The organism is Pelagibius sp. (assembly GCF_965249265.1).
GTDB lineage: Bacteria > Pseudomonadota > Alphaproteobacteria > Kiloniellales > Kiloniellaceae > Pelagibius.
In genome coordinates, this window is sequence record NZ_OZ252224.1 from 5,201,683 (window position 1) to 5,227,644 (window position 25,962).

The window sequence follows — 25,962 nt, forward strand, 5'->3', positions numbered from 1 at the left end:
GCTTGCCGCGGTTACTGGAGCGACGCGATCCGGAGCTGGCGCGCTTTGGTCAGGATGGCATTCTCGATCTCGACCGAAGTGGTGTTCTCCACCACCGCGTCGACCCAGGCGCCGTTGCGCGGATCCTGTAGCTGGCGGAAGACAGCCGCGCGGACACCGTCGGCCCGCAGGTCGCGGCCCAGAATGTAGACGTTGATTTTGAAGCGCTCCGCCGCGGACTCGGGCGGTGAATACCAGTCGGTGATGATGACCCCGCCGAAAGGATCGGCAGAAGCAAGCGGCATGAAGGAGACGGTATCCAGCGAGGCGCGCCATAGATAGGAATTTACACCTATTCCGGAATCGCCGCCGCTGGCGTCGGGGCGATCGCCGCCGACCCCGATCTGGTCGTTGCCGAGGACCGATCCGCCGGTTTCCGCCAACTTCTCTTCGGTCTCGTCGTAGAAGGTCGCTTCGCCGCCGAGGCCGCAGCCCGCCACAACAAATGCCAGAGCTAAGGCTACCAAGCGCCGGCTCTTGAATCTGCCGCCGCCAAAGGCCGTCGTTGTCATCGCTTTCAGGTCCCTTGAATACCTCTATCTGCCTTGGGCCGCCCCTCATGAGAGACCCAGGCTGAAATCCTTGATCGAGTAGATATCATAGGGCCCTGAAGCGGGCAAAAGAAATGGGCGGCACCCGAAGGCGCCGCCCATCCCAAGACCAAAAGGTCTGCGTATCGGTGTTTCTTAGAAAGAAACAGCCAAGCCGCTGGTCACTGCAACGATGTCGTTGCTGCCGCCGGCGCCGAGGTCTTCCTCACCGACATAACCGGTCAGGAACACGCGGACACCAGGGGCAACCTGGTAGCCAACGTTGGCAGAACCGGCCAGCAGCTCATCACTGGTGTTGTCGTCTTCCGAGATGATGCCGTTGACAGAGAACGACCAAGGACCGGTCGCATAACCGATACCGGCGTCAACCGCCCAAGACTCGCCAACGATTTCTGTGGTCGGACCGCCACCATCGGCATCTTGCCAGAAGGCACCGGCTGCGAAGGTGAAGCCCGCGTAGCTGATCGCTGCGCCACCACCGATGTTGAATAGGTCATCTTCCGGCTCATCGTCAAAGGTGCCGAAGCCAGCGACGAGACCCAGTTCAACGCCAACGCCGTTGAATTCGCCGTCATAACCGAGGCCGAGGCCGATGTGGTCATGAATGCCTTCGGGGTTTGCGTTGTTGAAACCATTCCCATCGCTGCCGTCTTCGGTGTCCGGCGTGTAGCTGATGCCGGCGCTGAAGCCGTTGAAGTTCGGCGTGGTGTAGGTGATCTTCGTCGAGTCACTCGAGTCAGCCATGTCCACCGAGGTCGGTGCACTGCCGCCAAAGGCATCCTCAAGGAAGTTGGAGGTCGGGTTACCGATACCACCGTAATCAACGCCGGAGTTTGAGCCGTTCACCATGAAGGTGTCTTCGGCGCCGTCGTTGTTACCGAATTCCAGCTTACCGAAGCTTCCCTGAGCGTAGATGCTGTTTTCGTCGACGTTGTTGTCTTCGCCGGAATCAGCCTCGATCTCAACGCGGAAGCCAAAGGTGATGCCGTTGTCGGCCATGATCTCACCCTTGACGTGGATTTCCGTGTTCGTCGAGAACGCGAAACCCCGGTCCGAGCTGTCTTCATCTGAATCGCCAGCCGAGGCCACGAAGACCTGGAACGCATTCAGCGTCAACTCCTGGGCAGCGGCAGGCGAAGCTGCCAGGACAGTCGCCCCGACAATGGCACTGCTTGCCATCAATACTTTTTTCATTCCGAAAAGCTCCAAATACGGTGTCTATTGTGGGTACCCCAAGCCACGGGATGGATTGTTGGTACTAGCCTGGACTGCGGATCGCAAGGGCGGGCAAGGGTGTTAAGTTGTTTTTGCGACACACTGTGCCTTTGGTGCAACAGTCGGGAATTTCGGCGGTAGACCAAACACTTCGTCAAGGGCGCTGCGTTCATACGAGAAGCTGGCATTGCGCCATTCGGTTGTTTATGACATCCAAAATATATCGCTATACGATTATTTTGCGACCGTTGTTAACTTTTCCGACGAGCTGCCCGATCCCCTCGCTTGCGTCCAGGGCGGGTTTTGCCTAGAGCACTCCAGGCAATGCCGTGCGCGACGCCCGGCCTCCTCTGTTCTCTAAGGTTAACGCTGCGATGCCCGGAATCCTCTGGCTGGCTTCCTATCCAAAGTCGGGAAACACCTGGATGCGGGTGTTCTTGGCCAATCTGATTCTCGATGAAGCGACGCCCCTGCCCCTGCAGCGCATCAACGAGGTCTGCTCCAGCGAACCCAACGAGATCTGGTTTGCGCCGCTCACCAAGGACGCACCCGGCACCCTCAGCAACAAGAGGATCGCCGCCCTGCGGACCCGGGCGCAGGAACGCGCCGCCAGCCTGAACAAGAACATCATGCCCATGAAAACCCACAGTTTTCTCGGCAAGGACTACGGTTATCCGACGATTTCAGTGAAGGCCAGTATCGGCGTCATCTACATCGTCCGCGATCCGCGCGATGTCGTGCTTTCGGCCGCCGACCACTATGGCCTCACGATCGATCAGGCGATCGAGATGATGGGCGACAAGACGACCCGCGGCCGGGCCATGGCGGGCAATACCGTCTACGAGCGCATGAGCAGCTGGTCGGACCACGTGAAATCCTGGACCAAGTGGCGGCACAGCCCGCTGATGGTGCTGCGCTATGAGGACATGCTGGCGGATCCGCTGCGCCAACTGGGCGGCGTCGCCCGTAAGCTCGGCATCACTCAGGACGACCAGCGGATCGGGCGGGCCGTGCAGTTCTCATCCTTCAAGACGCTCCAGGCCCAGGAGGCCGAAACCGGCTTTGTCGAGAAATCCGTGAACAGCCAGCGCTTCTTCCGCTCCGGCAAATCCGGCGGTTGGCGCGATAAACTGAGCCCCTCCCAGGCGGCGGCCATAGAACGCGACCATGCGGTTCAGATGAAACGTTTCGGCTATCTTCAGGACGAGGCCTGACCATGCCCGGCATTCTCTGGCTGGCCTCCTATCCCAAGTCGGGAAACACCTGGATGCGGGCTTTCCTGGCAAACCTCATTCTCGATGCGACAGAGCCGCTGCCCCTGCAGCGGATCGGCCAAATCTGTCCCAGCGAGCCGGCGGAAACCTGGTTCCAGCCCTTGTCAAAGCGCCCGCTTAGCGAGCTGAAACCCAGGGAGATTGCCGCCCTGCGGCCCAAGGCCCAGGAACGCGCCGTCAGCCTCAACAAAAACGTCATCCCGATGAAGACCCACAGCTACTTCGGCGAAGACTATGGGCAGCCGATCTTCTCCATGCAGGCGACCCTCGGGGCGATCTACATCATTCGCGACCCCCGCGACGTTGTCCTTTCCGCCGCCGACCATTTCGGCAAGTCCCTGGATGAGATGATCGCAAAGATGGCCGATCCCGCCAGCCTCGCTGTGGCCATGCCCGGCACAATCGTCCACGAACTGATCTCCAGCTGGTCCAACCACATCGAGTCCTGGACCAAATGGAACCACCCCGGCATTTACACGGTGCGCTACGAAGACCTGCTGGCCGATCCCTTGGATCAGTTCGGCCGCATCGCCCGGCGCTTCGGCATTGCCAAAGACACCGCGCGGATAGAAAGGGCGATCGACCATGCCGACTTCAAGCGGCTGAAAAAAATGGAGACCGAAGAGGGATTCACCGAACGCTCGCTGCACAGCCAGCGCTTCTTCCGCTCCGGAAAGTCCGGCGGTTGGCGCGAAAAGCTGACGGCCGAGCAGGTAAGTCGGCTGGAACAGGATCATGGCGCCCAGATGAAGCGCTTCGACTATCTTTAGAGCATCGGTAGGAAGATCCATGGTGGATATCGCGGAGAATTTGGCTGAGGTGCGTGGACGCATGGCAGCCGCCGCAACGGCGGCGGCGCGTTCGCCCGAAGACGTTGCCCTCGTGGCGGTCAGCAAGGTGCAGCCTGCCGAAGCCGTGGAACAGGCCCTGGCGGCCGGCCAGCGGGTGTTCGGTGAGAACCGCGTGCAGGAGGCAAAAGCAAAGTTTCCAGCCCTGCGGGCGGTTCATCCGGACCTGCGTCTTCATCTGATCGGGCCGCTGCAGACCAATAAGGTGAAAGAGGCGCTTGCCCTCTTCGATGTCATCGAAACCCTGGACCGCCCCAAGCTGGCCCGCGCGCTTGCCAAGGAAGCGGAAAAGAGCGGCCACTGGCCGGACTGCTTCATTCAGGTGAACACCGGCGAGGAGCCGCAGAAAGCCGGGATCATGCCGCGGGACGCCGATGCCTTCATCGCCGACTGCCGGGATCAGGGCCTCACCATCAAAGGATTGATGTGCATCCCGCCGGTGGACGAGGCGGCGGCGCTGCATTTCGCCTTCCTGCGCGAAATCGCGCGGCGCAACAGCACGTCGGACGCCCCTTTAGCGCTTTCCATGGGCATGAGCGGTGATTACGAGACCGCCATCCGCTTTGGCGCCGATCTGGTCCGTGTGGGCACCGGGGTTTTCGGCCCGCGCCCGGTCAAGCCGGCCGCCTGAGCCTTTTCAGTCGCAGACCCTGAACAGGCAGTCGTCGTCGACGACCGGATTGCGCCGCGGCAACACCTGCCGTCCGACCAATCCGACGAAGTTCGAGAAGTCCGCCGAGGCGATGTCGGCGTTCACGCCGGGCGAGCCCTCGGCAATGGCCACGAAGCGCGTGCCGCGGCAGAGCGCCGCCACCGCGCGTCCGCTGCTGCCGTCGCCGCCGACGTCGCTTGCCTGCAGGCCTTCGCCGCAGAGATCGGCACGGGCAAAGGCCACCGGGGCGCCGTAGGCAAAGCGCAATTTGTACGGTGGGTTGGGCGCATCCACAGGATTGCCGCTGTAGCTCAGTTGGGCCCAGCGGGGGCCGTTGTCCCTGAGACCGTTCACTGTTGCTTCGGTGACGGCCTGCTGCGTCTGTCCGGCGCCCGGCAGACCAAATGTCTCCACCAGCAGGGGTTGGCGCAGGGCCGAAAGGCTCGTGGGCGAATAGCCGGCCGTGAAGTTCTTGTTGTAAACCACGCCTTTGCTGTCGGCGGCGCAGCCGGAAAGGCCGGCCAGCGCGACAAAGGCGGCGGCGGCCAGCAGCAGTCCTGTCTGACGAGGGCGGTTCGTGAGAGGGGATACGCGGGGGCTTGTAGGCATCGGGGGCTCCTGACACTCGAAGGCTTTCCCATAGCTTTACGTAGTCTCTCGCCTCGGCGTTTCCAATCTTGTGCTCAAGCGCCTTCACAAGCGCTTGAGCAGGCTAAAGCCCGCTCGGCGCCGCGGCCAGCACCCGCACGGCATCGCCGGGTTTGGCCTCCGCCAGCAGGGTTATCAGGTTCGCGCGCTCCAGGGCGACACAGCCCTCGGTACCGCTGAAGCCGTCGCGGGCCAGATGCAGGAAAATCGCGCTGCCGAGCCCCGGGATCACCGGATCGTCGTTGTGCCCCAGCACCACGATCAGGTCGTAGATCCCATCGTCGCGCCAGAGTTCCTCGTGGCTCGCCGCATAGGGCAGCTCGACCTGCTGGTTGTAGGCCGGATCTTCGGGGGCGTCGCACCAGCCGTCATTTCTGGCAATCGCCTGGCTGGGCAGGCCCGTGGGCGGGCGGTCGAGCCGGTCGCCGCGAAAGAGCAGGCGGCGCAGCGCCCAGGTGCCGATCGGCGTGGCGCCGTCGCCCTCGCGCTTATCGGCGGCCAGACCGCTGCGGCCAACGGCGCAGCGCCAGCGCCGCTCCCCCCAAAGCGCCGAAAAGCCGTTCTTGTCCGGAAAAACGATCAGGTCCATGGCTGCAGTCTATCGCGGCCCCTTATGACCTCACCAGTAACGAACTCACCCGGCGGAGTTTCAGAGACGCTCAGGCTGATGCGGGTTTGACGGTGGCGGGTTGGCCAGGCCCCGTTGCCGGGTCATGGCCTGATACTTGTCCAGCGCCATCAACATCTGATTGGCCAAAGCAGCATCCGGGGCGGCATCCGGGACAGCCGGATCGGGGGTCGTCGTCGTATCGGCCCCTGAATCGACTTGGGTGTTCAGAACCCGGCCAGTTGCCTTGTCATTCTCGGAAGTCTGGCGCGGCGGCTGGGTTTCGCGGGACGGTCCGGTGGCGGCGGGCGCCGCCGTCGATGGCGGGGGAGCCGCCGCCGCGCCGCCGCGCAGGTCGTTGAACAGGGCGCTCAAGGCATCCTGTCCCGTCAGAACGCCGTCGTTGCCGCTCCCTTGCTTGCGGTCACTTTCCTGAAGAGAGCCGGCCTGACGAGAACTGCTGGGGGGTGCCGGAACCCCCGTGGATAGAGGAACCCCCGTGGATAGAACCCTGGGCGGCGCTGTGATCGGCAGCAACCCGGCGGGGATCACCGTGTTTGTCGCGGCTGCGGCGGGGGCCGGGCCCGTCGGGTCCGTGGTTGTCCGGCTGGCCGCCGTTACCAAGGGGGCTGCGGAAAAGTCCTCCCCGGCTAGATCGGTATTCGGCGTGGCGCGTTGCGGTTCCTCATCGGCCCCGTCGCCACCGAAGAAGGCCAGAACGCTGGTGCCGACGTCCTCACCGGCAATCTCGTCGAAGAAGGTGTTGGCGACGGCGGAAACGAAACCCGTGGGACCGCCAAACAGCGTGCCCCCGAAGATGCGCGCCGGGGCCGAGATCTCGTCACCGGTCAGCTCGCGGTAGAGGGTCGAGACAATGGGGATGTGCTGCAGCGGATTGATGATGTCCAGGAAGTCGTCGAAGCCGAACTCGCCGTCGGTCTCGTCTTGAGCGGCCACTGTACTAGGGGACGTCTTCGCATCGGGGCGCGGCGTATCGGGCGCAGCCGCACGCTGACCGAAACGGCCGGCATCGGCCGCCTGCTGGTTCACATAGCCCCGGGAAAACTGAATGTCGCCCATGAATCCTCCTTCCGCAGAGGCTCAGCAAGATGCGGGCCAAACGGAAAATTCATGAGAATCAAATGGTTATACAAGTCAGCCTGCTCCGCCTGTCTTCCGCCCGGCAATATGTGACCGGCGAAAAAGCGCTGATTTGGGGGGATTTGCCGGGATAGGCTCTAGATCGGATCATGTTTTGACGGAACCACTTCGTGGTTGCGCCAAAACATGTGAATCCGATCGTCATCAAGTGTTTAGAGCAGATTCACCCGGTCAGATGGATCGCTAAGGCGATTCGATCAAACCTGGATCTGCTCTAGGGTCGAGACTCAATTGAGCCACCAAGTGATAGATGCGGCCAGACAGATGGCGGCGAGGAAGATATCGGCGCGCTTGTCGTAGCGGGTTGCTATCCTTCTGAAATCCTTGAGCCGACAGAACATCCGCTCCACGCGGTTGCGGTCTCGGTAGGCGACTTTGTCGTACGATTGAGGATGCTTGCGGGTTGGGTTTGGAGGGATGACCGGCTGGCAGCCTCGTTCGATCAACCAGTCCCGCAGCTTTGCGGCGTCATAGGCGCGATCGGCCAGGAGCCGTTTAGGGGTTGGTATGCGCTCGAGAAGCATGGCCGCGCCGACCAGATCATGGGTCTGTCCGGGCGTGATCGAGAGGGCAATAGGGCGCCCCAGTGCATCGGTTATGGCATGAATTTTAGTCGTCCGTCCGCCGCGCGATCGACCGATTGCGTGCTCGAAGTCCCCCCTTTTGCCCCCGCCGCCGAGCGGTGCGCCTTGATGTGGGTGGAATCGACCGCTGTGGTCGATACGACAACACTTTTACCCGTCAGGGCGTAGAAAATATCCTCCCAAACCCCTTGCTTGCTCCAGCGATTGAAGCGGTTGTAGATCGTCGTGTAGGGGCCGTATTCCGACGGACAGTCGCGCCAGCGCGCTCCGACCTTGAGCATATGGACGATACCGGAAATCACCCGACGGTCATCCACCCGATGAGCCCCGCGCCGACCGCGCGGCAGATAAGGCTCGATCCGAGCCCATTCCTCGTCCGAAAGCCAGTAAAGCCGTGCCATCCAATCCTCCCTGCCTTGGGAAACCTGGATCAAAGAATCACAACTGCAGACGTAGGGGAATCCCTAATTGAGTACCGACCCTAGAACAGATGCCCGAAGCGGTCCGCCTTGGTGGCAAGGTAAAAGGCGTTGTGGCCGTTGGAGGGAAAACTGTGCTCGACCCGCTCTTCCACCGCGATGCCGAAGCGGCTCAGGGCGGCCACTTTCTGGGGGTTGTTGGTCATCAGCCGGACCCGGCGAAAGCCCAGGTGATGCAGCATCTGGGCTGCCGGCAGGTAGACCCGCTCATCGGCGTCGAAACCGAGCTGCTCGTTGGCATCCAGCGTATCGGACCCAAGGTCCTGCAGGGTATAGGCCCGCAGCTTGTTGACCAGGCCGATGCCGCGGCCTTCCTGGGTCAGGTAAAGCAGAATGCCGGCGCCGGCATCGGACATCGCCTTGATGGCGCCGCGCAGCTGCTCGCCGCAATCGCAGCGCAGCGACGACAGCAGGTCGCCGGTGAAGCATTCGGAATGCATACGCAGCAGCAGAGGTTCACTCGGATCGGGTTCGCCGACGATGATGGCCAGATGCTCGGTGCCGCCGTCGTCCGGGCGGAAGGCGACGATACGGGCCTGCTCGGCCTCCGCCAAAGGCACGGCGGCATTGGCCACCGCGGTCAGGGAGCGCGCGGCGGCGAAACGGTACTCGGACACGTTGGCTGCGGTCACCGCCATCAGGTCGCGGGCGTCGGCCCAGGCCAGCGGACTCTGCACCGGGCTGCCCGGCAGGGGCGCAAGAAGGGCCGCTGGAAGCAGCCGCGCCAGCTTGGTCAGCTCGACCGCCGCGACATCCAGCCCGGCGGGCGCGGCGACGACCCGCCGCGCTCTCGTGTTCCGGGCCTCCGGCGCCGTCGGATCGGCAAGGGCCCGGATCCGCTCGGCCTCCCGGTCATCCAGGGCCAGGCCAAGCACGCCGCCGCTGGCGATCAGCGCGTCGGCCTCGGCCATGCCGAGCGCCTGGGCGCGCCGCGCGGTGAGCAGCAGCATGGCTTCGGTACCGGTCAGGCCGGCCAGGGCGGCGAGACCTTCCGGATTGGCCAGTTCCGCCGCCTGGACCAGCGCGCCCTTGCCGGACCAATCGTGCAGCACGATGGTGGCGCCCCGCCGCAGCTCGGCCAGAGCGCGCTCCACCGCCTGCAGAACGGCAGGATCGGCGGATTTCGGATACTTGGCGGTTTCTTGCATCTCTATTGGTCACTTTACGGCGGCGGTCGAGCCATGTCACGTTGGCGCAAGGTCGCAGTCTGCCTCAAAAAATCTGCCTCTTATGGGTCAGGCCGGGTCCATGGAACAAGAGATAAAGCGCCGACCGGGCCGTTACCAGCGTTTCGGCGCCGGAACGGAAGCTTTGCGAGGTGTTATTCAGGCGTCAATCGGGCAGGCAGACCCGGGTCCGGCGCGCAGCGGGGGCAACAGAAAAACAATGACAGTGCAAGAGCAGGCCGGCCCCGAGCAAGCCGACCAGGGGCAGGCTGGGCCAGATGAAAGCGGCGGGCGGCAGAAGGCCCTGGTTTTTCAGGATTACGACCAGGCGGCACTGGATGCCGAGCTCAATCTTCGGGCCCGCTGGCCGGACCACCCGGCCTTCTTCGCGCGCTGGGCGGAGGATTCGGCGGCGGTTCGCGCCGAACGCGGCGGTCTGTTCGATCTCGCCTATGGATCTGAAGCCGCCGAGACCCTCGACCTTTTTCCGGCAGAGGGAGCGGCGCCCGCGCCCCTCCACGTCTTCATTCACGGCGGCTACTGGCAGGCGCTGGACAAGGGTGACTACAGCTATCTGGCACCGCCCTTCGTCGAGCGCGGCATCGCCTTTGCCAGCCTGAACTACGGTCTCGCGCCGAATACGGACATCGGCACCATGATCGCCCAGGTCCGCCGCGCCCTGGCGTGGCTCTATCGCAAAGCCGGGGACCACGGGATCGATCCGCAAAGGATCTGCGTTTCCGGCCATTCCGCCGGCGGACATCTGGCGGCCATGGCGCTTGCCACCGACTGGCCGGCAATCGACCCTGCCCTGCCCCGCCGTCTGCTGGCCGGCGGTTGCTCGGTTTCCGGTGTCTACGATCTGGAGCCGGTGCGGCTCAGCTATCACAACCAGATCCTGGGGATTCCGCCTGAAAAGGCGAAGGGCTGGAGCCCGCTTCATGCGCTGCCGGACGAAGCCGCGCCGCTGATCATTGCTGTCGGCTCGCAGGAAACCGATGAATTCCGCCGCCAGCATGCGGCCTATGCCGCGGCCTGGCGCGGACAGGGCCTCGCGCTTCACGACGTCGCCCTGCCGGACCGCCACCATTTCAGTGCGGTCGATGCCCTGGGCGAGCCGAATCATCCGCTTTTCGCTGCGCTGCAACAGATGTTGGCCGGGCAGCTTCCTTGAACCGTGGCTTGAGCGGTGCTATCTCACAATTTACAGGGGGTCCGAGTGGATTTAGGAGACGGATGTCGGGTATGAGCGGCGCCAGCGGCAAGAAGATTCTTCTCGTCGACGATGATTCGGCGCTTCGTCAATCGCTTAGCGAACAGCTGCGTTTGCACGAAGAATTCGATACCGCCGAGGCGGAAACTGCAGCTTCCGGGTTGGAAATGGCGAAGGCGGACTATTACGACCTGATCCTGCTCGACGTCGGCCTGCCGGATATGGACGGGCGCGAGGTCTGCCGGCTGATGCGGCGCGGCGGCGTCAAGTCGCCGATCATCATGCTGACGGCGGCTGAATCCGATGCCGATACCATCCTGGCCCTCGATGCCGGCGCCAACGACTACGTCACCAAGCCGTTTCGTCTGGGTGTCCTGCTGGCCCGCATGCGCGCCCAACTGCGCCAGCACGAACAGAGCGAGGACGCGGTTTTCACCATCGGCCCCTATACCTTTCGGCCCAGCGCCAAGCTGCTCACGCACGGCGAGTCCAAGAAAAAGGTGCGGCTGACCGAGAAGGAAACCTCGATCCTGAAGTACCTCTATCGCAGCGGCGATACCGTGGTCGGCCGCGACAAGCTGCTCGGCGAGGTCTGGGGCTACAACGCCGGGGTCACCACCCATACGCTGGAAACCCACGTTTACCGGCTGCGCCAGAAAATCGAGAGCGATCCCTCGGCGGCCGAGATCCTGGTCACCGAACCCGGCGGCTATCGCCTGGTGCCTTAACCGAGAGCGGCTCGCGGCTCGCTAGAGCAGATCCGGGTTTGATGGAATCGCGTTAGCGATCCATCCAGCCCGGTGAATCTGCTCTATCCATTTAATGTCGATCGGATCATGTTTTGGCGCGACCACCAAGTGGTTCCGTCAAAACATGATCCGATCTAGGGGCCTGCAGTTCCCGGCGCACCCGGGGCGCCACCGCCAGCAGCACGGCGGCCAGGGCCGCGGCCAGGGTCGTGAGGCCGCCGAAGACCAGGCTGCCCGCCCCCCAGTCGCCGGACCACTTCACCATCTGCGCCAGCAGCAGCGGGCCCATCAGAACCCCCAGATTGCGCCCGGTCATGATGCCGCCGAAGGCACGGGCGGTCTGGCCCGGTCCGTCGGTCAGCACCGTCGGCAGGGCGAAGAGGCAGGTTGGCGCAATGCCGGCGGCAACGCCGTAGAATACCAATGAAATCAAGCCGCTGAGGCCGCCGCCGGTATAGGGCAGCAGCCACCACAGCACGGCCTGCAGCAAAACCGCCCCCAGCAACAGGCGCTCCGGCGCCAGGCCGCCGCGCAGCATGAAGCCGGTTGCAACATTGAACAGGGCGACGAAGACGACGGGCAAAAGATAGAACCAGAGCGCGGTTTCCACCGGCATTGCCAGGACTGCCACCAGGTATTCCGGCAGCCAGGTCATATAGGCGAGATACTGGCCGGACCACAGCATGAAGACCGCGGCGGTCAGCACCAGGCCTTGGCGCTGGCGGCGGCTCCAGGCCTGCGGCTGCGGCTTTTGCTTCTCCGGCGCTGCGGCGCGCTTCGCCGTTTGCCGTCTTGCCGCCCAGGTCCAGGCGGCCAGGAGGAGCGCCAGGGCGATGCTGGCCTGCCACAGCAGGGCCCACCCGTCGACAGGGCCGCCGGCAGCAAGAGCCAGGGGTGCAAGCAGAGCGGCCAGCAACTGTCCGGCGGGCATCCAGGCGGCGACCAGCCCGATAACCAGGGCGCGGTGTTGAGGCGCGGCGGCGCTGGTTGCCAGGGCTGCACCGGTCACCGCGAGGATGGCGAAGGCTGCCCCTTCAAGGCCGCGGCCGAGCAGCACCACTGCCCCCAGTTGGGGCGCGGCGAGACTGACCAGGGTGCCGCAGGCCATCAGCGGCAGGGCCAGCAAGGCCAGGTTCAGCGGGCCATCCTCTTCGGCCCGCCGGCCGATCCAGATCGACAGACCGATGCCCAGGGCGGCATAGACCGACATGAAGCCGCCGGCCAGGACCGGATCATAGGCATAGCGGTCGAGCAGCAGCGGCAGCACCACCGGCAGCTTGAACTGCGAGAAAGCCGCGAAAATCAGCAATGCCAGCCCGAGCGCGATGATCGCGGTGCGGCTCTCCGCCCCCCGGGTCACCCGCTGCCGCCCCATGAGACCGCTTTTTGGGCAATTTTCATTGGGGCGGGCCGCTCCGATTCGTTAGAGTGAACTGATTCTCGGCAAAGCATTTTCCAGTCCGCTCGATCTGCGGGTCTACATAAGTGACTGCCGGACCGAAGGGATACTGGCATTTTGCAGAACAGTGGCGATTTTTTTGTTCGTTTCTGGGGCACCCGTGGCTCGATTTCCTGTCCCGGCGAAGACCACCTGCGCTACGGCGGCAACACCTCCTGCCTGGAGGTGCGCTGCGGCGAGAAGCTGCTGATCTTTGATGCCGGTACCGGCCTGCGCCCCCTGGGCCAGCAACTCCTCGCAGATTCTCCGCTGGAAGCGGACATCTTCCTCACCCACACTCATCACGATCACATCGTCGGCCTGCCGTTTTTCGGGCCGCTGTTCGACAAGCGCAACCGCATCCGTCTCTGGGCCGGTCATCTGATTCCCGATCTCACGCTGCACGATGTGCTGGTCCAGTTCATGAATGCGCCGCTGTTTCCGGTGCCGCCGAAGATCTTCGCCGCCAATGTATCGTTTCACGATTTCACCGCCGGCGACATCCTGGAGCCGAAGCCCGGGGTGCGGCTGATTACCGCGCCGCTCAACCATCCCAACGGCGCCACCGGCTACCGCATCGACTATCGCGGCAAGGCGATCTGTTACGTCACCGACACCGAGCATGTCGAAGGCAAACCGGACCGCAACATTCTGGAACTCATCCAGGGCGCCGACCTGGTGATCTACGACAGCACCTATACCGACGAAGAGTTTCCCAAGTATCGCAACTGGGGGCACTCCACCTGGCAGGAGGGGGTGCGGCTCTGCGAACAGGCCGATGCCGGCAAGCTGGTGATCTTTCACCACGATCCCGGTCATGACGACGCCTTTATGGACCGCGTCAAGGAAGAGGCCGAGCGCATGCGCCCCGGCACAGTGGTCGCGCAGGAAGGCATGGTCCTCGCACCATGACCGCGACGCGGCGCGGTGACATCTGGTCACGCGAACATCTGCGCCACACGTGGTTTGGTCTCCTGACGCTGCTGGGCTTCGCCGAGCGAGGCTTCTTCATTCCCTATCGCTACGCCGGTCAGCTTCGGCCCGAAGACCGCAGCCATCGCTACGATGCTCTGGAAAATCTGCTGCGAAGCCGGGAAGCGGCCTTTGCCGATCTTCTGACCGAAATGGAGGCGATGCTTGAGACCCTGCTCGGGTTGGGCGGGCATCCGGCGCCGGGCCCGCGCTGGAATCAGGATTGGTATCCGCGCTTGGATGCAGCCGCCGTCTATACGCTGATTCGACACTTCGGCCCGAAACGAATTGTCGAGATCGGGTGTGGCCATTCGACCCGCTTTGCCGCCCGCGCCGTCGCTGATGCCGGGCTTGATTGCGATGTGCTGGCGATCGATCCCTCGCCGCGTGCCGATCTGGCGGCCCTGCCGTTGCGCTTTCAGCGCTCCGTGGTTCAGGCCGCGCCGGCCGCCGCTTTTGCCGAGCTTCAGGCCGGCGATTTTCTGATGATCGATTCCAGCCACATTCTGCTGCCCGGCAGCGATGTCGACTTTCTCTTCGGGCGGGTGCTGCCCCTGCTGCCGGCCGGCGTTGTCGTTCAGATCCATGACGTCTTCCTGCCGGACGATTATCCCGAGGCCTGGCACTGGCGCGGCTACAACGAGCAGCAGGCGCTCCTGCCCCTGCTGGCCTCCGGCGGCTGGGAAATCCTCTTCGCCAGCCACTATGTCGCCACACGCATGACTGAACGGCTGGAATCCGGCGGCCTGGCGCGGTTGCCGCTGCCGCCGGGCGCGCGTGAGACAGCGCTCTGGCTGCGCAAGGTATCGGGGGCCCTGGCCGCACGGGAAGGACGGCTGCAATGAGTGCTTCCGGGATCGTCGGCGCAGGCGGGACCGGACAATCCCGGGCGCCGTCAGTCACGCAGAAGTTATGCTTCGCGATGGGCCCGCCTGGCGATCATCCTTTAGACTGGGTCCGGGGTCCGGATCGCACTGCCGATCAAGGAGGCAGCCTTTGGCCGGACTCGGAATTCTACTTGGGAAAAGGCCATGCTGAGCTGGTGGCGCAAGGATCCTGAAGCCGGTCTGCCGGAGCGGGTCAAGGCGGCGGTCCGCGAACAGGAGAACGCGACCGAGCGGCTGATCTCCTGGATTCAGCTTGGCATCGTCGTCATCTTCGGCACCCTCTACCTGATTTCACCGAAGCCCGAGGTCGAGTTCGCGCCGGTGCCCTGGGCCCTCTCGATCTACCTCGTGCTCACCGTGATCCGTGTCATCTGGTCCCATCTCGGGCGGCTGCCGGATTGGTCGCTGGCGGTCTCGGTGTTCTTCGACATGACGCTGCTGATGGTGCTGATCTGGAGCTTCCACATCCAGTACATGCAGCCGGCGTCCTTCTATCTGAAGGCGCCGACCTTGCTCTACGTCTTCATTTTCATTGCACTGAGGGCGTTGCGTTTCGACGCCCGCTTCGTGCTGCTGGCCGGCGTCGTGGCGGCGATCGGCTGGGGCCTGATGATCCTCTACGTGATCTACTACGATCCCTTCGACACCATGATCACCCGCGACTACGTCGCCTACATGACCTCCAACTCGGTTTTGCTGGGCGCCGAGTTCGACAAGATCATCTCGATCCTCATGGTCACCGGACTGATCGCCATTGCGCTGGCGCGGGCCAAGAGCCTGCTGGTGCGCTCGGTCTCCGAACAGGCGGCGGCGCAGGAGCTGTCGCGCTTCTTCGCGCCGGAGATCGCCAAGCGGATCAAAGGCTCGGAAGATGAGATCCGCGCCGGTACCGGCGAACTGCGCCAGGCCGCGATCCTCAATCTCGACATGCGCGGCTTCACCCGCATGGCCGGCGAGGCGCCGCCGGACCAGGTGATGAGTCTGCTGGCCGACTACCAGCAACAGATGGTGCCGGTGATCCAGCGCCACGGCGGCTCCATCGACAAGTTCCTCGGCGACGGCATCATGGCGACCTTCGGCGCGGCGGAGCCGTCGGAAACCTATGCCGCCGATGCGCTGCGTGCGCTGGAGGATGCCATGGCCGCCGCTGCTGCCTGGAAGACAGCCTGCGAGGCCGAAGGGCGCAGTTGTCCGGCCGTGAACGGTGCCGTCGCCGCGGGCCCGATCCTTTTCGGCGCGGTGGGCGACGACAGCCGCCTGGAGTACACGGTGATCGGCGACGCGGTGAATCTTTCGGCCAAGCTGGAAAAGCACAACAAGGATCTCGGCGTCCGGGCGATCTGCGATCGCGAAGCCTATGAGCTTGCCGTGGCCCAGGGCTACCAGCCGTCCGGCCAGATGAAACAGCTGCCGGCGGTGCAGGTCGGCGGCGTGAAGGACAGCATGGGCCTTGTCGTCGTCGCGCCTTAAGGCGTCTCGTCTATTGTCGAAGCGGTTCCAGCCCGCTCCCGAAAATCAGAGTAGGCTTCGGCCTACTTATAGGGATCGGCCGCGTCGCGCAGACCGTCGCCCAGGAAGTTGAAAGCCAGCACCACCAGGAACAGCGGCACCACCGGCAGCATCAGCCAGGGATAGATCACCACCACGTTGATGTCCTGGGCCTCGTTCAGCAGCACGCCCCAGGAGGTTACCGGCGGGCGCAGACCGATGCCGAGAAACGACAGGGCGGTTTCGCCGAGGATGGCCGTCGGCACCGACAGCGAAACCGAGGCGATCAGGTGGCTGGTGAAGCTGGGCAGCAGGTGGCGGCCGATGATGCGGCTGGGGGAAGCGCCCATCAACTGTGCGGCGGTGGTGAAGTCTTCTTCGCGCAACGACAGGATCTTGGCGCGCACGGCGCGGGCAAGGCCGGGCCAGTCGAGAAAGCCGATGATCACCGAGATCCCGACGAAGACGCCGATGGGCGACCAGGTGACCGGCAGCAGCGCCGAGAGTGTCATGAACAGCGGCAACTCGGGGAAGGACCGGATCAGTTCGATGATCCGCAGCACCACCGCGTCCACCATGCCGCCGTAGTAACCGGCGGCGCCGCCGATGATCACGCCGAGGATGAAGGAGATGGCCACCGCGATGAAGGCGATCGTCAGTGAAATGCGCGCGCCGTAGATGATGCGGCTGAACATGTCGCGGCCCAGGCGGTCAGTGCCGAAGAGATAGAGGGTGCCGCCTTCGGCCGGACAGAAGAGATGCAGATCGGCGTCGATGAGGCCCCAGAACTTGTAGGGATCGCCGGAACAGAAAAACCGGACCGGCTGAACCTTGTCGGGACTGGGCACGTATTCGCGGGCCAGGTTCTCCATGTTCAGCCGGTAGTCGTAGCCGTAGACGAAAGGCCCGATGAACTCGCCTTCATGAAAAAGATGCAGGGCCTGCGGCGGTGCGTAGATGTGCTGGGTATCGCGCGTATGCAGGTTGTAGGGCGTCAGGAATTCGCAGATCACGATGGCGAAGTACATTGCGATCAGGAACCAGGCGGACCAGAGCGCAAGCTTATGCCGGCGGAACTTCCACCACATGATCTTCCACTGCGATGCCTGGTAATAGCGTTCCTGCTCCGGCGTCAGCGTGTCGGCGCGGTAGGGATCGAATGGCTCCCTGTTCACATAATGGGGCAGCTCTTCGCCCGGGCGCAGGTCGCGGTCGCTCATTTCGACGAAGACCCCCCAAGCCGGATGCGCGGGTCGAGCATGGCGAGCAGCACGTCGGAGAGGAACACCCCGATCACCACCAGCGTCGCCTCGAACATCAGAAAGGCGCCGGCCAGGAACATGTCCTGGCTTTGCAGGGCGCGCAGCATCAGCGGGCCGTTGGTCGGCAGGTCCATGACGATGGAGACCAGCGCGGCGCCGGAGACGATGGCCGGCAACAGCATGCCGATGTCGGCGATAAAGGGATTGAGCGCCAGACGCAGCGGGTACTTCAGGATGATCTTCGTCGGCGAGAGGCCCTTGGCCCGCGCCGTGACGACGTATTGCTTCTGCAGTTCGTCCAGCATGTTGGCGCGCAGCCGGCGGATCATCGCGGCGGTGCCCGAGGTGCCGATGACGAGCATCGGTATCCAGAGATGATTGATGACCGACAGCACCTTTTCGAAGGTCCAGGGCGCATCGACAAAACGCGGATCCATCAGCCCGCCGATGGAAAGGTCGAACCAGACGTTGGCGTAGTAGAGCAGCACCAGGGCAAAGAGGAAGTTCGGCATGGCGAGGCCGAAGTAGCCGACCAGGGTCGCCGCATAGTCGCCCACCGAATACTGCCGGACCGCGGAGTAGATGCCGATCGGAAAGGAGAGGACGTAGGTGAAGATGGTCGTGGCGACGGCCAGCAGGACGGTGAACCAGAAGCGGTTGCCGATCACCTCGGAGACCGGCAGTTCGAATTCGAAGGAGTAGCCGAGATCGCCCTGCAGCAGGCCGATCAGCCAGCCCCAGTATTGCTCGATGACCGGTTTGTCGAGGCCGTACTGTTCGCGCAGGAAGGCGATGCGGTCGGAATCGACCGTCTCGCCCTGGGCCAGCAGTTCGGCGATGTGGGTTTCCAGAAAGTCGCCGGGCGGCAACTGGATGATGAAGAAGACCACCAGGCTGATCACCAGCAGGGTCGGGATCATCACCAGCAGGCGGCGGGCGAAGTAACTCAGCATCCGACCCCGCCCTTTGTGCTCTCCCGTTCGGCAGAAGGGGTTGGCGAAGGAACCTTTGCGGACTCCGGGGCCGCCGGGCGGCAGCGCATCACCTCGGGCTTGCCGTCCGCGCGGGCGCGCACGTAGTGGCCGTCGCCGATCTCCACCAGGGTCATGCGGTGTTGGCCGTCGATGGTGAAGGGCGCCGGCCAGGCCGTGGGGTCGGAGGCGCGGCCCTGCATCAGCGCCGTCAGGTCGAGACGCTGGCTGGGGTTGGGTTCCGGCACCGCCGACAGCAGGGCCTTTGTGTAGGGATGGGCCGGGGCGCGGAACAGGCTCTCGCGCGGCGCCAGTTCGACCAGGCGGCCGCGGCACATCACGGCGATGCGGTCGGCGATGTAATCCACCACCGCCAGGTTATGGCTGATGAAGATGTAGGTCAGGCCGAGATCCTGCTTCAGGTCCTTCAGCAGGTTCAGGACCTGGGCCTGGATCGACACGTCGAGGGCCGAGACCGGCTCGTCGCAGATCAGCAGCTGGGGCCGCAGGGCCAGGGCGCGGGCAATGCCGATGCGCTGGCGCTGGCCGCCGGAGAAGCTGTGAGGATAGCGCTGGATGTGCTGGCGGTTGAGGCCGACGACGCCCATCAGTTCCTCCACCACCCGGCGCCGCTCGGCTGGGCTGCCGATGCCGTGGATGACCAGCGGCTCGGCGATGATCTCGCCGACGGTCATGCGCGGGTTGAGGGAGGAAAAGGGGTCCTGGAAGACGAACTGGATCTCGCGGCGGAAGGCCATCAGGTCCTTGTCCTTCAGGGCCAGCACGTCGGTCGTTTCATCGCCGGGCCGTCCGCCGGTGAAGCTGATGCTGCCGCTGTCGGGGGTGAGCGCGCGCATGATCATCTTCGACAGGGTGGTCTTGCCGCAGCCGCTCTCCCCGACCAGGCCCAGGCACTCGCCGCGCCGCACCGTCAGGGTGACGTCGTCGACGGCCAGCACCGCGCTTTCCTCGCCGCCGCTGCCGAAGAGGCCGGACTTGCGGATCGAGAAGCGCTTGGTGATGCCTTCGACCTTCAGGATGGTCGGGTCGGCGCCCGCATCGCGTTCGGCCTTTTGGGCCAGGAAGGCGCCGTCCTCCTGCTTCTTGATTTCGCGGATCGGGACCAGGCGCTCGCCCGGCTTCATATGAAACCTTGGCACGGCGCGCAGCAGGGCGGAGAGATAGGGATGCTCCGGCGCCCGGAAGATATCCTCCAGGCTGCCGCTTTCCATGATCTCGCCGTGATACATCACCACCACTTCGTCGGCGACGTTGGCCACCACGCCCAGATCGTGGGTGATCATCAGCACCGCCATGCCCAACTCGGCCTGCAGGTCTTTGATCAGTTTCAGGATCTGCGCCTGGATGGTCACGTCCAGCGCCGTCGTCGGTTCGTCGGCGATCAGCAGGGCCGGGCGGCAGACCAGCGCCATGGCGATCATGGCGCGCTGGCGCAGCCCGCCGGAGAGTTCGAAGGGATAGGTCTTGATCGCTTTGGCCGGGTCCGGGAAGCCGACCAGACGCAGCATCTCGGTCGCCAGTGAGAGGCCCTCGGCGGTGCTGACCTGACGGTGCAGATGCAGCGCCTCGCAGATCTGATTGCCGACCGTGTGAACCGGGGATAGAGAGGTCATCGGCTCCTGGAAGATGATCGAGATGCGGCTGCCGCGGATGTCGCGCATCTGCTGGCTGTCGGGATTCAGACTGGCGATATCGATGACCTCGTCAGCGGTCGCCGGATCGTTCAGCAGAATGCGCCCGCTGTCGATGGCCGCGCTGCGCGGCAGAATGCCCATGATCGCCTGACTGACCACCGACTTGCCGGATCCGGACTCGCCCACCAGGGCCACGGTGCGGCCCGCCGGCACGCGGAAATTCACCCCGCGCACCGCCTGCAGGCGCCCCTCCGGCAGATCAAAGCTGATCCGCAAGTCTCTAATGTGCAGCAGGTTCCGCACCTTTACCCCAGTTCCCCCTACCCCGTGAAGCAGCGTTTATAGGACGTTTGGCGGGGAATCACACCCCGCTCCGTCCGTTGCGGCGCCGTCGACGCCCAGCTCGATCAGATTGCTCGCCGTCGCCGGGTCCAGCTCGAGCCCTTTGCGGTTGGAAGCACGCGCCGATACCTCCGCCAGTTTCTCGAAATCCTCCAGGCTCGATTCAAACTTCAGGGTGACGCCGGCGCCTTTCAGGGTCAGCTCCATGAAGCTGCCGCCCAGAACGCTGCGCTTTCCCCGGCGCGTACCGAAGTAGCGCAGCTTCACCAGCTCCAGCGCCGCCCAGGGCAGCACCCGGGTGGTCAGCCCCCGGCAGGCGATTTCCCCTTCGTCGAGCACAACCTCCAGCTTGTGGCGGTGCAGGGTGCGGATACCGAAGATGCCGAACAGCAGGGCGATGCCGCCGAAGATGATCAGGATCGGCAGGCTCGGCGGCACCGCCGAGAGCACCCCGAGCCCGACGACAAGGCCGGCGCCGGAGCGCAGATAGTCCCCGGTGAGGACCTTCGGCGGATAGCGCAGGACGATCATGCGCCGCCTCCGGCGCGCCGGCCTGCTTGGGCGGGCTGGCCGGTCTCCAGCCGGCGGTCGGGCGCAAAGGCCTCGACGGCCGGCAGGAACCGGACCGCCGGATGGCGGGCGAGCCGCTCCAGCAGGTCTTCGAGAAAGGCCCAGGCGGCCTCGTCATGCACCGCGTGGTGGCTCAGGATTCCACTCGGCTCCGCCGGATCGGCGTTGCCTTCGCGCCGGGCCCTCAGATGATCCGTCAGCAGGGCAACGGCCTCGGCGAAACCGAGGAAGCGGCGTTCCGGGCGCCACTGCAGAATGTCCAGATGACAGTTCACCTGCTGCAGGCCCGGCCGGGGTTGCGGTTGCTTGCGGGCCTTGTAGGTCGAGAGGCCGGTGAAACCCAGCGCCGGCAGCGCCGCCGTCATTTCGGGATCGATACGATTCCAGGGCGGGACGAGAACCGGCAGCGCCCGGGCACCGAAGAGCGCCTTCAGGATCTCCCGGCCACGGCCCAGTTCTTCCGGCGTTTCCGGCCGTTGCCGCGGCGCCGTGAGTTCGCATTTCTTCTCGCCGTCCGGCGCGTGGTTGCGGTGGGCGAAGCCGTGCTGCAGGACCGCGATGTCAGGGGCCTGTTTTGAAAGGCGTTCGGCCAGGGCGGCCTCCGCGCGGTCGGGAATGACCGCCAGGGCCAGCGGTTGACCGCTGCGGGCCGCGAGATCGAGCAGGCGCTCCAGGGCGGCGGTCGGCGCTCCGGCATCGTCGTCGCGCCACCACAGAGTCGCCTTCCGGCCCGCCGCGGCCCAGCGGTCCAGTTCCTGATCCAGAGGCCGCCAGTCGCTCACGCCTCACGCTCCCGCCGTCCGTCCGGCGCTGCCAAATCTCTCTCCGCCAGCTTCGCGATCAGATGGCGTGCGGTTTCGTCGGCGCCGTCCATGGCGAAGGGCTTCGGTTTCTGCTCCCGAGGGGCTTCCAGGGCCCGGGTTATGCCGGCGGCCAGGCTGGCGCCGTTCAGGCCCGCCTCGTCGACAACGGTCAGATAGCCGCGCTCGGCCAGGATGCCGGCGCGCAGGGTCTGCTCGGTTTCGGTGCCGCCGGCAAAGGGCACGACGATGCCGGGCAGGCCGGCGGCCATGACCTCCATCAGGGTATTGTAGCCGCCCTGGCTGATCGACAGGCGCGCCCGGGTCAGCAGCAGGGCGAAGTCGCTGCGCGCCCGCTCGACCTTGACGCCCGCCGGGGCGGCGGCAACGACTTCCTGAAACGCTGATTCCGGCATGTTGGGGCCGATCAGCACCCGCCAGGGGGCATCGGCCAGCGGCGACAGGGCCTTGGCCTCCAGGGCCGCTTCGACAAGGTGGCGGCCGACGGCCCCGCCGCCGACGGAGACGATGACCTCGCCATGGCCGGCTTCCGGATCGTCTGCCTGGGGCGGCGGCAACTGCCGCCCGGCCTCGGTCACGTAACCGGTGTAATGCAGCCGTTCGGCCAGCGTGGCCGCTTCGGGGAAGCTGGTTTCGAGATTGAAGAAGTCCGGGTCGCCGTGGACGTAGAGCAGGTCGAAACCGCGGCGGAAGGTGTCCAGCATCCAGACGGCCTTGTCGGCCTTTTCCGGCCGATTGATGATGTCGCGCAGGGAGCAGGCGATCAGCGCCGGCGGCTGGTCCGCGCGGGCCTCTGCGATCAGCGGTTCCAGCTCGAAGCGCATCTTGCGCCGCCCGAAAGGATAAAGCTCGATCATCACCACCCGGGGCCGGCAGCGGCGGTAGACCGCCAGCAACTCACCCCGGCGCGCGTCCATCCAGGCCTCGTCGACCGGGCGGTCGTCGGCGTCGACCAGAACCGCAAAGGTCTCATCCTGGGCGCGGGCCGGCGCCAGTTGCACCACCTCGATGGACGGCAGGCCCGGCAGGTCGGAAAAGCCGAGGTCGCCGATCGGCAGGCCGCCGGTGACGAAAACGACTTTCAAACCGGCGCGCTGGAGGGCGCGGGCCAGCACCGCAGCACGGCGGACATGGCCGATGCCCAGCAGGTGCTGGACATAGAGCATCACATCGCAGGTGTCGCCGCCCATCGATGTTCCGTTAGCTTCCGTTGCCGTCTCATCTGCTTGTGTTTGTCTCGCCAAAACCCCGTTTCCGCCTCTCTATCCCTTGTTTTCCGTCTGCAGCGGGATGTTGAGTTCCGATATCCGCAGCTTGCCCCCTGCGGACAGCTCAAAGCCGTGGGCGCAGGACCATTGCAGCTTGTCCGCTGGCTTTTCGCGCATGTCCCAGCCGCTGGCAAGGGCGTAGAGCGCCCGGATCACGCCCTTGTGCGTCACCGCGACGACAGTTTGCCGACGGTCGGCAAGTTCTGACAACAGCGGGGCCAGCCGCTGCTGGACCATCCGGGGACTTTCGCCTTTGGGGGGCTGAAAATCCAGGCCCCGCGCTTCGTTTTCGGCCATCTGCGCACCGCCCTCGGCGCGCAGCTCGGCAAGGCGTCGGCCTTCCCAGGCGCCCCAGTCCGCCTCGACCAGCCGCGGTTCGGGCCGCAGGGCGCCGCCCCGCAGGACCTTGCGGTTGAGGATTTCGGCGGTCTGTCTTGCCCTCTGAAGCGGGCTGACGATCCAGTCGGCGTTGTCGGCTGCCGCCGGCAGGCACCAGCGCACTACCGTGCTGCGCCCCTTGTCGGAAAGCGGGGGATCGCTGCGCCCCTGGATCAGGCCCTGCTCGTTCCAGGCGGTCGGGCCGTGGCGGATCAGCAGCAGCGCCGTCAACCGCGGCTCGCTTCTTCCAGGATGCTGTTCAGGCGGCGGGCGGCGGCCAGCAGGCTGTGATTCTCCGCCACCATCCGCGGCGCCGCCTCGCCCATGGCGGCGCGGCTTGCGGTCTGGGTCAGGATTTCCCGTACGCTGGCGGCAAAGGTGGCGAGGCCGGGGTCGCAGAGATAACCGGTAACGCCTTCCGCGACGACGTTCTCCACCCCCGGACTGCGCCCGGCGACGACCGGCAGGCCGGCAGCCTGGGCCTCCAGCAGCGCCATGCCATAGGCCTCGTTCACCGCCGGCCAGACCAGCAGGTCGCAGGCGCTGTAAAGCGCCGGCATCACTTCGGGCTGGACCAGGCCGAGAAAGCGCACCCGCTCCGGCATCGCCCAGGCAAAGGCCTGGCGCACCTCTTCATAGGCTTCGCCGTCGCCGGCGACCACGAGCTGCCAGGGCATGTCCGGGATCGCCCGCAGCGCCTGGGCCAGCATCTGGTAGGAGGCCAGCTTGTCGCCGCGCCGGGTCATGGCGGCGGCCAGCAGCCAGGGCATTTCCGGGTCCAGGTGCTGCTCGCGGGCCAGGGCCTGACGGTAGTCGTCGCGCAGCGCGAGGACCGCGTCGTAGGGCGCGGTGTCGAGAAAGGGCTTAAGGGTGCGGACCTTTGCCTGGTCGGGGATCAGCTTGGCGTCGAGCGGGTTCAGGGTGACCACCGCCGCGGCCTGTTCCAGGGCCTGTAGCACTGCGCGGTGGCTGGCTGCCCAGGGCCCGCTGGCGCGCTTATGCGCAACCGAAGCCTCGGCCACCACATAGGGGATCTTCAAGGCCTTGGCGACGGCCGGGCCGATCCAGTCCGGCGCCTTGTAGTAGAGGTGATAGGTGAACCAGAGTTGCGGGCGCTGGCGTGCCGGCAGCGCCCGATAGCGCCGGATCAGCCGTTCGGCTAGGCGGGCGCCGGTCTTCTGCAGCCTTGTCTGGCGCTTTGCATCGCCGGCAGCCTCCCGGCTGCGGTAGCGGCTGGCCAGGGTGACGTCGTGGCCGGCCTGTTCCAGGGCCTGCATCAGCAGCCGCGCCATCAGGCGATCCCCGGAGGGGTTCGCGTGGGTCGGCGGTTTCAGTGGGGCATAAAAGGCGATACGCATGGTCTGGAACAGGACTACCCTACAGCGATTCGGCGCTTTTGTGCGCTTTTCCGGATCTCAGCAACCGGTCTAAAGCATCGATCCCCCTGTGCATATCAAAATCCCTGCGAATTCGGGCCTCGCCGGCGCGGCCAAGCCGGGATCTGAGGCCGGGGTCGGCGATCAGGCCGGCCAGCGCCCGGCCCAGGGCGGCGGGATCCTCCGGCGGCACCAGAACACCGCTGACCCCGTCTTCGATCAGCTCCGGAATCGCCGCAACCGCCGTGGCCAGGCAGGCCAGGCCCTGGCTCTGGGCCTCCATCAGCACGTTGGGCAGGCCGTCGCGGTCGCCGCTGCGGGCGATGCGGCTGGCCAGGATGAAAAGGTCGGCGCTGCGGTACTGCGCCAGCACCGCCTCCTGCGCCTGGGGCCCAAGCCAGGAAATCCGTCCGCTCAGCCCCAGCTCTTCCGCCTGCTGTTCCAGTTTTTGGGCAAGCGGCCCCCCGCCGATCTGGGTGAGCTGCCAGTGCAGGTCCGGCGGCAGGGCGGCGAGGGCCGCCAGCAGGTCGTCATAGCCCTTTTTTTCGACCAGACGCCCGACCGAGAGCAGGTGCACCGCCGCCGCCGGGCTGCTGCCGTTGCGCGCTGCTGCCTCAGGAGACGCCGCCGGTAAGGCGGCAGGGGCAGCAAAGCGGCTGAGATCGAGCCCGTGATAGACCAGACCCACCCGCCCGGCTTCCGGCGCCAAGCCGCGCAGATGCTCGGCACCATAGGCGGTGCAGGTGACCAGCCAGTCCAGGTCGGCCAGCTTTTCGCGCTTTTCCCAGTCCGGCAGGGTCCAGATGTCCTTTGCGTGGGCCGAAGCACACCAGGGCAGGCCCCGCATCATGGCCGCATAGCGCGCCACGGAGGCCGGCGTGTGGAGGAAGTGGGCGTAGAGCCTTTCGACGTCCTGCGGCAGCTCCGCGGCCAGGACGCAGGCCTGTCCGAAGCGGCGGATACGGTTCGGTGTGCGGTCGCGCCAGAGATCTTGAAGGAAGGTGCGCCGGGCCAGGCGGTAGCCCGGCAGCCTGCGGGCCCGGCGCCAGCTCCGCCACACCCTCGGCAGTTCCTGATAGAGGTATTCCGGCAGGTAGCTGACCGGCGCGGTGATCTCGCCGTGGATCGGATGGCGCTTGGTATCGGTCGGATGGCGCAGCGAAACCAGTTGCAGCCGGAACCCGCGCCGCTCAAGCGCCAGCAGTTCCTGGGCGATAAAGGTCTCGGAAAGGCGGGGATAGCCCTTCAGAACCACGGCGATGGCCGGGGAGCCTGCGCCGGACGCCTGCGCCGAAGGGCTCTGCCTCAGGCGGTCCGGTTGGGGGTCGGTATTGGCAGGCTGCATTGC

The 25,962-nt window shown here is 65.2% G+C and carries 24 protein-coding genes and 1 pseudogene; 8 read left to right on the forward strand and 17 right to left on the reverse strand.

Features of this window, described 5'->3' with window-relative positions:
- Nucleotides 1–11 precede the first annotated feature (11 nt).
- Both ACP146_RS24190 and ACP146_RS24195 read right to left on the reverse strand, forming a co-directional pair.
- Nucleotides 12–506, reverse strand: a complete 495-nt coding sequence (locus ACP146_RS24190) for a DUF3576 domain-containing protein (RefSeq protein ID WP_422369321.1) — start codon at nt 504–506, stop codon at nt 12–14.
- Between the two features lie 219 nt (nt 507–725).
- Complete coding sequence (locus ACP146_RS24195) at nt 726–1,784, reverse strand: porin (protein ID WP_422369322.1); 1,059 nt, start codon at nt 1,782–1,784, stop codon at nt 726–728.
- 395 nt (nt 1,785–2,179) lie between these two features.
- On the opposite strand from ACP146_RS24195, the gene ACP146_RS24200 reads away from it, so the two are divergent.
- Genes ACP146_RS24200 through ACP146_RS24210 form a run of 3 tightly spaced genes read left to right on the forward strand, consistent with a single transcriptional unit; the run spans nt 2,180 to nt 4,558 of the window.
- Complete coding sequence (locus ACP146_RS24200) at nt 2,180–3,019, forward strand: sulfotransferase domain-containing protein (protein WP_422369323.1); 840 nt, start codon at nt 2,180–2,182, stop codon at nt 3,017–3,019.
- A 2-nt stretch (nt 3,020–3,021) separates the two neighbouring features.
- Complete coding sequence (locus tag ACP146_RS24205; RefSeq protein WP_422369324.1) at nt 3,022–3,849, forward strand: sulfotransferase domain-containing protein; 828 nt, start codon at nt 3,022–3,024, stop codon at nt 3,847–3,849.
- Between the two features lie 19 nt (nt 3,850–3,868).
- Entirely contained in the window at nt 3,869–4,558 is a 690-nt protein-coding gene (locus ACP146_RS24210; protein ID WP_422369325.1) for a YggS family pyridoxal phosphate-dependent enzyme, read from the forward strand.
- 6 nt (nt 4,559–4,564) lie between these two features.
- Here ACP146_RS24210 and ACP146_RS24215 read toward each other — a convergent pair whose 3' ends face one another.
- From ACP146_RS24215 to ribA, 5 genes and pseudogenes are all read right to left on the reverse strand, one after another.
- The gene (locus tag ACP146_RS24215; protein WP_422369326.1) at nt 4,565–5,188 is read right to left on the reverse strand and encodes a hypothetical protein; all 624 of its coding nucleotides are present in this window, start codon (nt 5,186–5,188) and stop codon (nt 4,565–4,567) included.
- A 103-nt stretch (nt 5,189–5,291) separates the two neighbouring features.
- Entirely contained in the window at nt 5,292–5,816 is a 525-nt protein-coding gene (locus ACP146_RS24220; protein WP_422369327.1) for a L,D-transpeptidase family protein, read from the reverse strand.
- Nucleotides 5,817–5,876: 60 nt separating this feature from the next.
- Complete coding sequence (locus ACP146_RS24225; RefSeq protein ID WP_422369328.1) at nt 5,877–6,914, reverse strand: hypothetical protein; 1,038 nt, start codon at nt 6,912–6,914, stop codon at nt 5,877–5,879.
- A gap of 308 nt (nt 6,915–7,222) precedes the next feature.
- Nucleotides 7,223–7,980: pseudogene (locus tag ACP146_RS24230) on the reverse strand (IS5 family transposase).
- 80 nt (nt 7,981–8,060) lie between these two features.
- Nucleotides 8,061–9,206, reverse strand: a complete 1,146-nt coding sequence (gene ribA, locus ACP146_RS24235; RefSeq protein WP_422369329.1) for a GTP cyclohydrolase II RibA — start codon at nt 9,204–9,206, stop codon at nt 8,061–8,063.
- Nucleotides 9,207–9,444: 238 nt separating this feature from the next.
- Between ribA and ACP146_RS24240 the strand changes: the two genes are divergently transcribed.
- Together ACP146_RS24240 and ACP146_RS24245 are read left to right on the forward strand one after the other, a co-directional pair.
- Nucleotides 9,445–10,398, forward strand: a complete 954-nt coding sequence (locus ACP146_RS24240) for an alpha/beta hydrolase (RefSeq protein WP_422369330.1) — start codon at nt 9,445–9,447, stop codon at nt 10,396–10,398.
- Between the two features lie 71 nt (nt 10,399–10,469).
- On the forward strand, nt 10,470–11,165 hold the full coding sequence (locus tag ACP146_RS24245) for a response regulator transcription factor (RefSeq protein WP_422369331.1): 696 nt from the start codon (nt 10,470–10,472) through the stop codon (nt 11,163–11,165).
- 106 nt (nt 11,166–11,271) lie between these two features.
- On the opposite strand, the gene ACP146_RS24250 is transcribed toward ACP146_RS24245, so the two are convergent.
- Complete coding sequence (locus tag ACP146_RS24250; RefSeq protein WP_422369332.1) at nt 11,272–12,561, reverse strand: MFS transporter; 1,290 nt, start codon at nt 12,559–12,561, stop codon at nt 11,272–11,274.
- 141 nt (nt 12,562–12,702) lie between these two features.
- On the opposite strand from ACP146_RS24250, the gene ACP146_RS24255 reads away from it, so the two are divergent.
- The 3 genes from ACP146_RS24255 to ACP146_RS24265 all read left to right on the forward strand — a co-directional run bounded on the left by ACP146_RS24255 (nt 12,703) and on the right by ACP146_RS24265 (nt 15,953).
- Nucleotides 12,703–13,536, forward strand: coding sequence for an MBL fold metallo-hydrolase (locus ACP146_RS24255; RefSeq protein WP_422369333.1), 834 nt, complete (start codon nt 12,703–12,705; stop codon nt 13,534–13,536).
- The gene (locus ACP146_RS24260; protein ID WP_422369334.1) at nt 13,533–14,441 is read left to right on the forward strand and encodes a class I SAM-dependent methyltransferase; all 909 of its coding nucleotides are present in this window, start codon (nt 13,533–13,535) and stop codon (nt 14,439–14,441) included. Before ACP146_RS24255 ends, ACP146_RS24260 begins: the two co-directional genes overlap by 4 nt.
- A 186-nt stretch (nt 14,442–14,627) precedes the next feature.
- Nucleotides 14,628–15,953, forward strand: coding sequence for an adenylate/guanylate cyclase domain-containing protein (locus ACP146_RS24265; RefSeq protein ID WP_422369335.1), 1,326 nt, complete (start codon nt 14,628–14,630; stop codon nt 15,951–15,953).
- Between the two features lie 62 nt (nt 15,954–16,015).
- On the opposite strand, the gene ACP146_RS24270 is transcribed toward ACP146_RS24265, so the two are convergent.
- The 9 genes from ACP146_RS24270 to ACP146_RS24310 all read right to left on the reverse strand — a co-directional run bounded on the left by ACP146_RS24270 (nt 16,016) and on the right by ACP146_RS24310 (nt 25,959).
- The gene (locus tag ACP146_RS24270) at nt 16,016–17,191 is read right to left on the reverse strand and encodes an ABC transporter permease (RefSeq protein ID WP_422369336.1); all 1,176 of its coding nucleotides are present in this window, start codon (nt 17,189–17,191) and stop codon (nt 16,016–16,018) included.
- A complete protein-coding gene (locus ACP146_RS24275) occupies nt 17,188–18,186 on the reverse strand; it encodes an ABC transporter permease (protein ID WP_422369337.1) in 999 nt (332 codons plus the stop codon). The genes ACP146_RS24270 and ACP146_RS24275 overlap by 4 nt, the downstream gene beginning before the upstream one ends.
- Complete coding sequence (locus ACP146_RS24280) at nt 18,180–20,162, reverse strand: dipeptide ABC transporter ATP-binding protein (RefSeq protein WP_422369338.1); 1,983 nt, start codon at nt 20,160–20,162, stop codon at nt 18,180–18,182. The genes ACP146_RS24275 and ACP146_RS24280 overlap by 7 nt, the downstream gene beginning before the upstream one ends.
- Before the next feature lie 36 nt (nt 20,163–20,198).
- The gene (locus ACP146_RS24285) at nt 20,199–20,732 is read right to left on the reverse strand and encodes a hypothetical protein (RefSeq protein ID WP_422369339.1); all 534 of its coding nucleotides are present in this window, start codon (nt 20,730–20,732) and stop codon (nt 20,199–20,201) included.
- Nucleotides 20,729–21,553 (reverse strand): polysaccharide deacetylase family protein, encoded by an 825-nt coding sequence (locus tag ACP146_RS24290; protein WP_422369340.1) that lies wholly within the window; start codon nt 21,551–21,553, stop codon nt 20,729–20,731. Before ACP146_RS24290 ends, ACP146_RS24285 begins: the two co-directional genes overlap by 4 nt.
- The gene (locus tag ACP146_RS24295) at nt 21,550–22,782 is read right to left on the reverse strand and encodes a glycosyltransferase family protein (RefSeq protein ID WP_422369341.1); all 1,233 of its coding nucleotides are present in this window, start codon (nt 22,780–22,782) and stop codon (nt 21,550–21,552) included. The genes ACP146_RS24290 and ACP146_RS24295 overlap by 4 nt, the downstream gene beginning before the upstream one ends.
- A gap of 72 nt (nt 22,783–22,854) precedes the next feature.
- Nucleotides 22,855–23,469: a histidine phosphatase family protein gene (locus tag ACP146_RS24300; protein ID WP_422369342.1), complete on the reverse strand. Its 615-nt coding sequence runs from the start codon at nt 23,467–23,469 to the stop codon at nt 22,855–22,857.
- Nucleotides 23,466–24,530 (reverse strand): glycosyltransferase family 4 protein, encoded by a 1,065-nt coding sequence (locus ACP146_RS24305; protein WP_422369343.1) that lies wholly within the window; start codon nt 24,528–24,530, stop codon nt 23,466–23,468. Before ACP146_RS24305 ends, ACP146_RS24300 begins: the two co-directional genes overlap by 4 nt.
- Nucleotides 24,531–24,615: 85 nt before the next feature.
- On the reverse strand, nt 24,616–25,959 hold the full coding sequence (locus ACP146_RS24310) for a glycosyltransferase family 4 protein (RefSeq protein WP_422369344.1): 1,344 nt from the start codon (nt 25,957–25,959) through the stop codon (nt 24,616–24,618).
- Nucleotides 25,960–25,962: the final 3 nt, after the last annotated feature.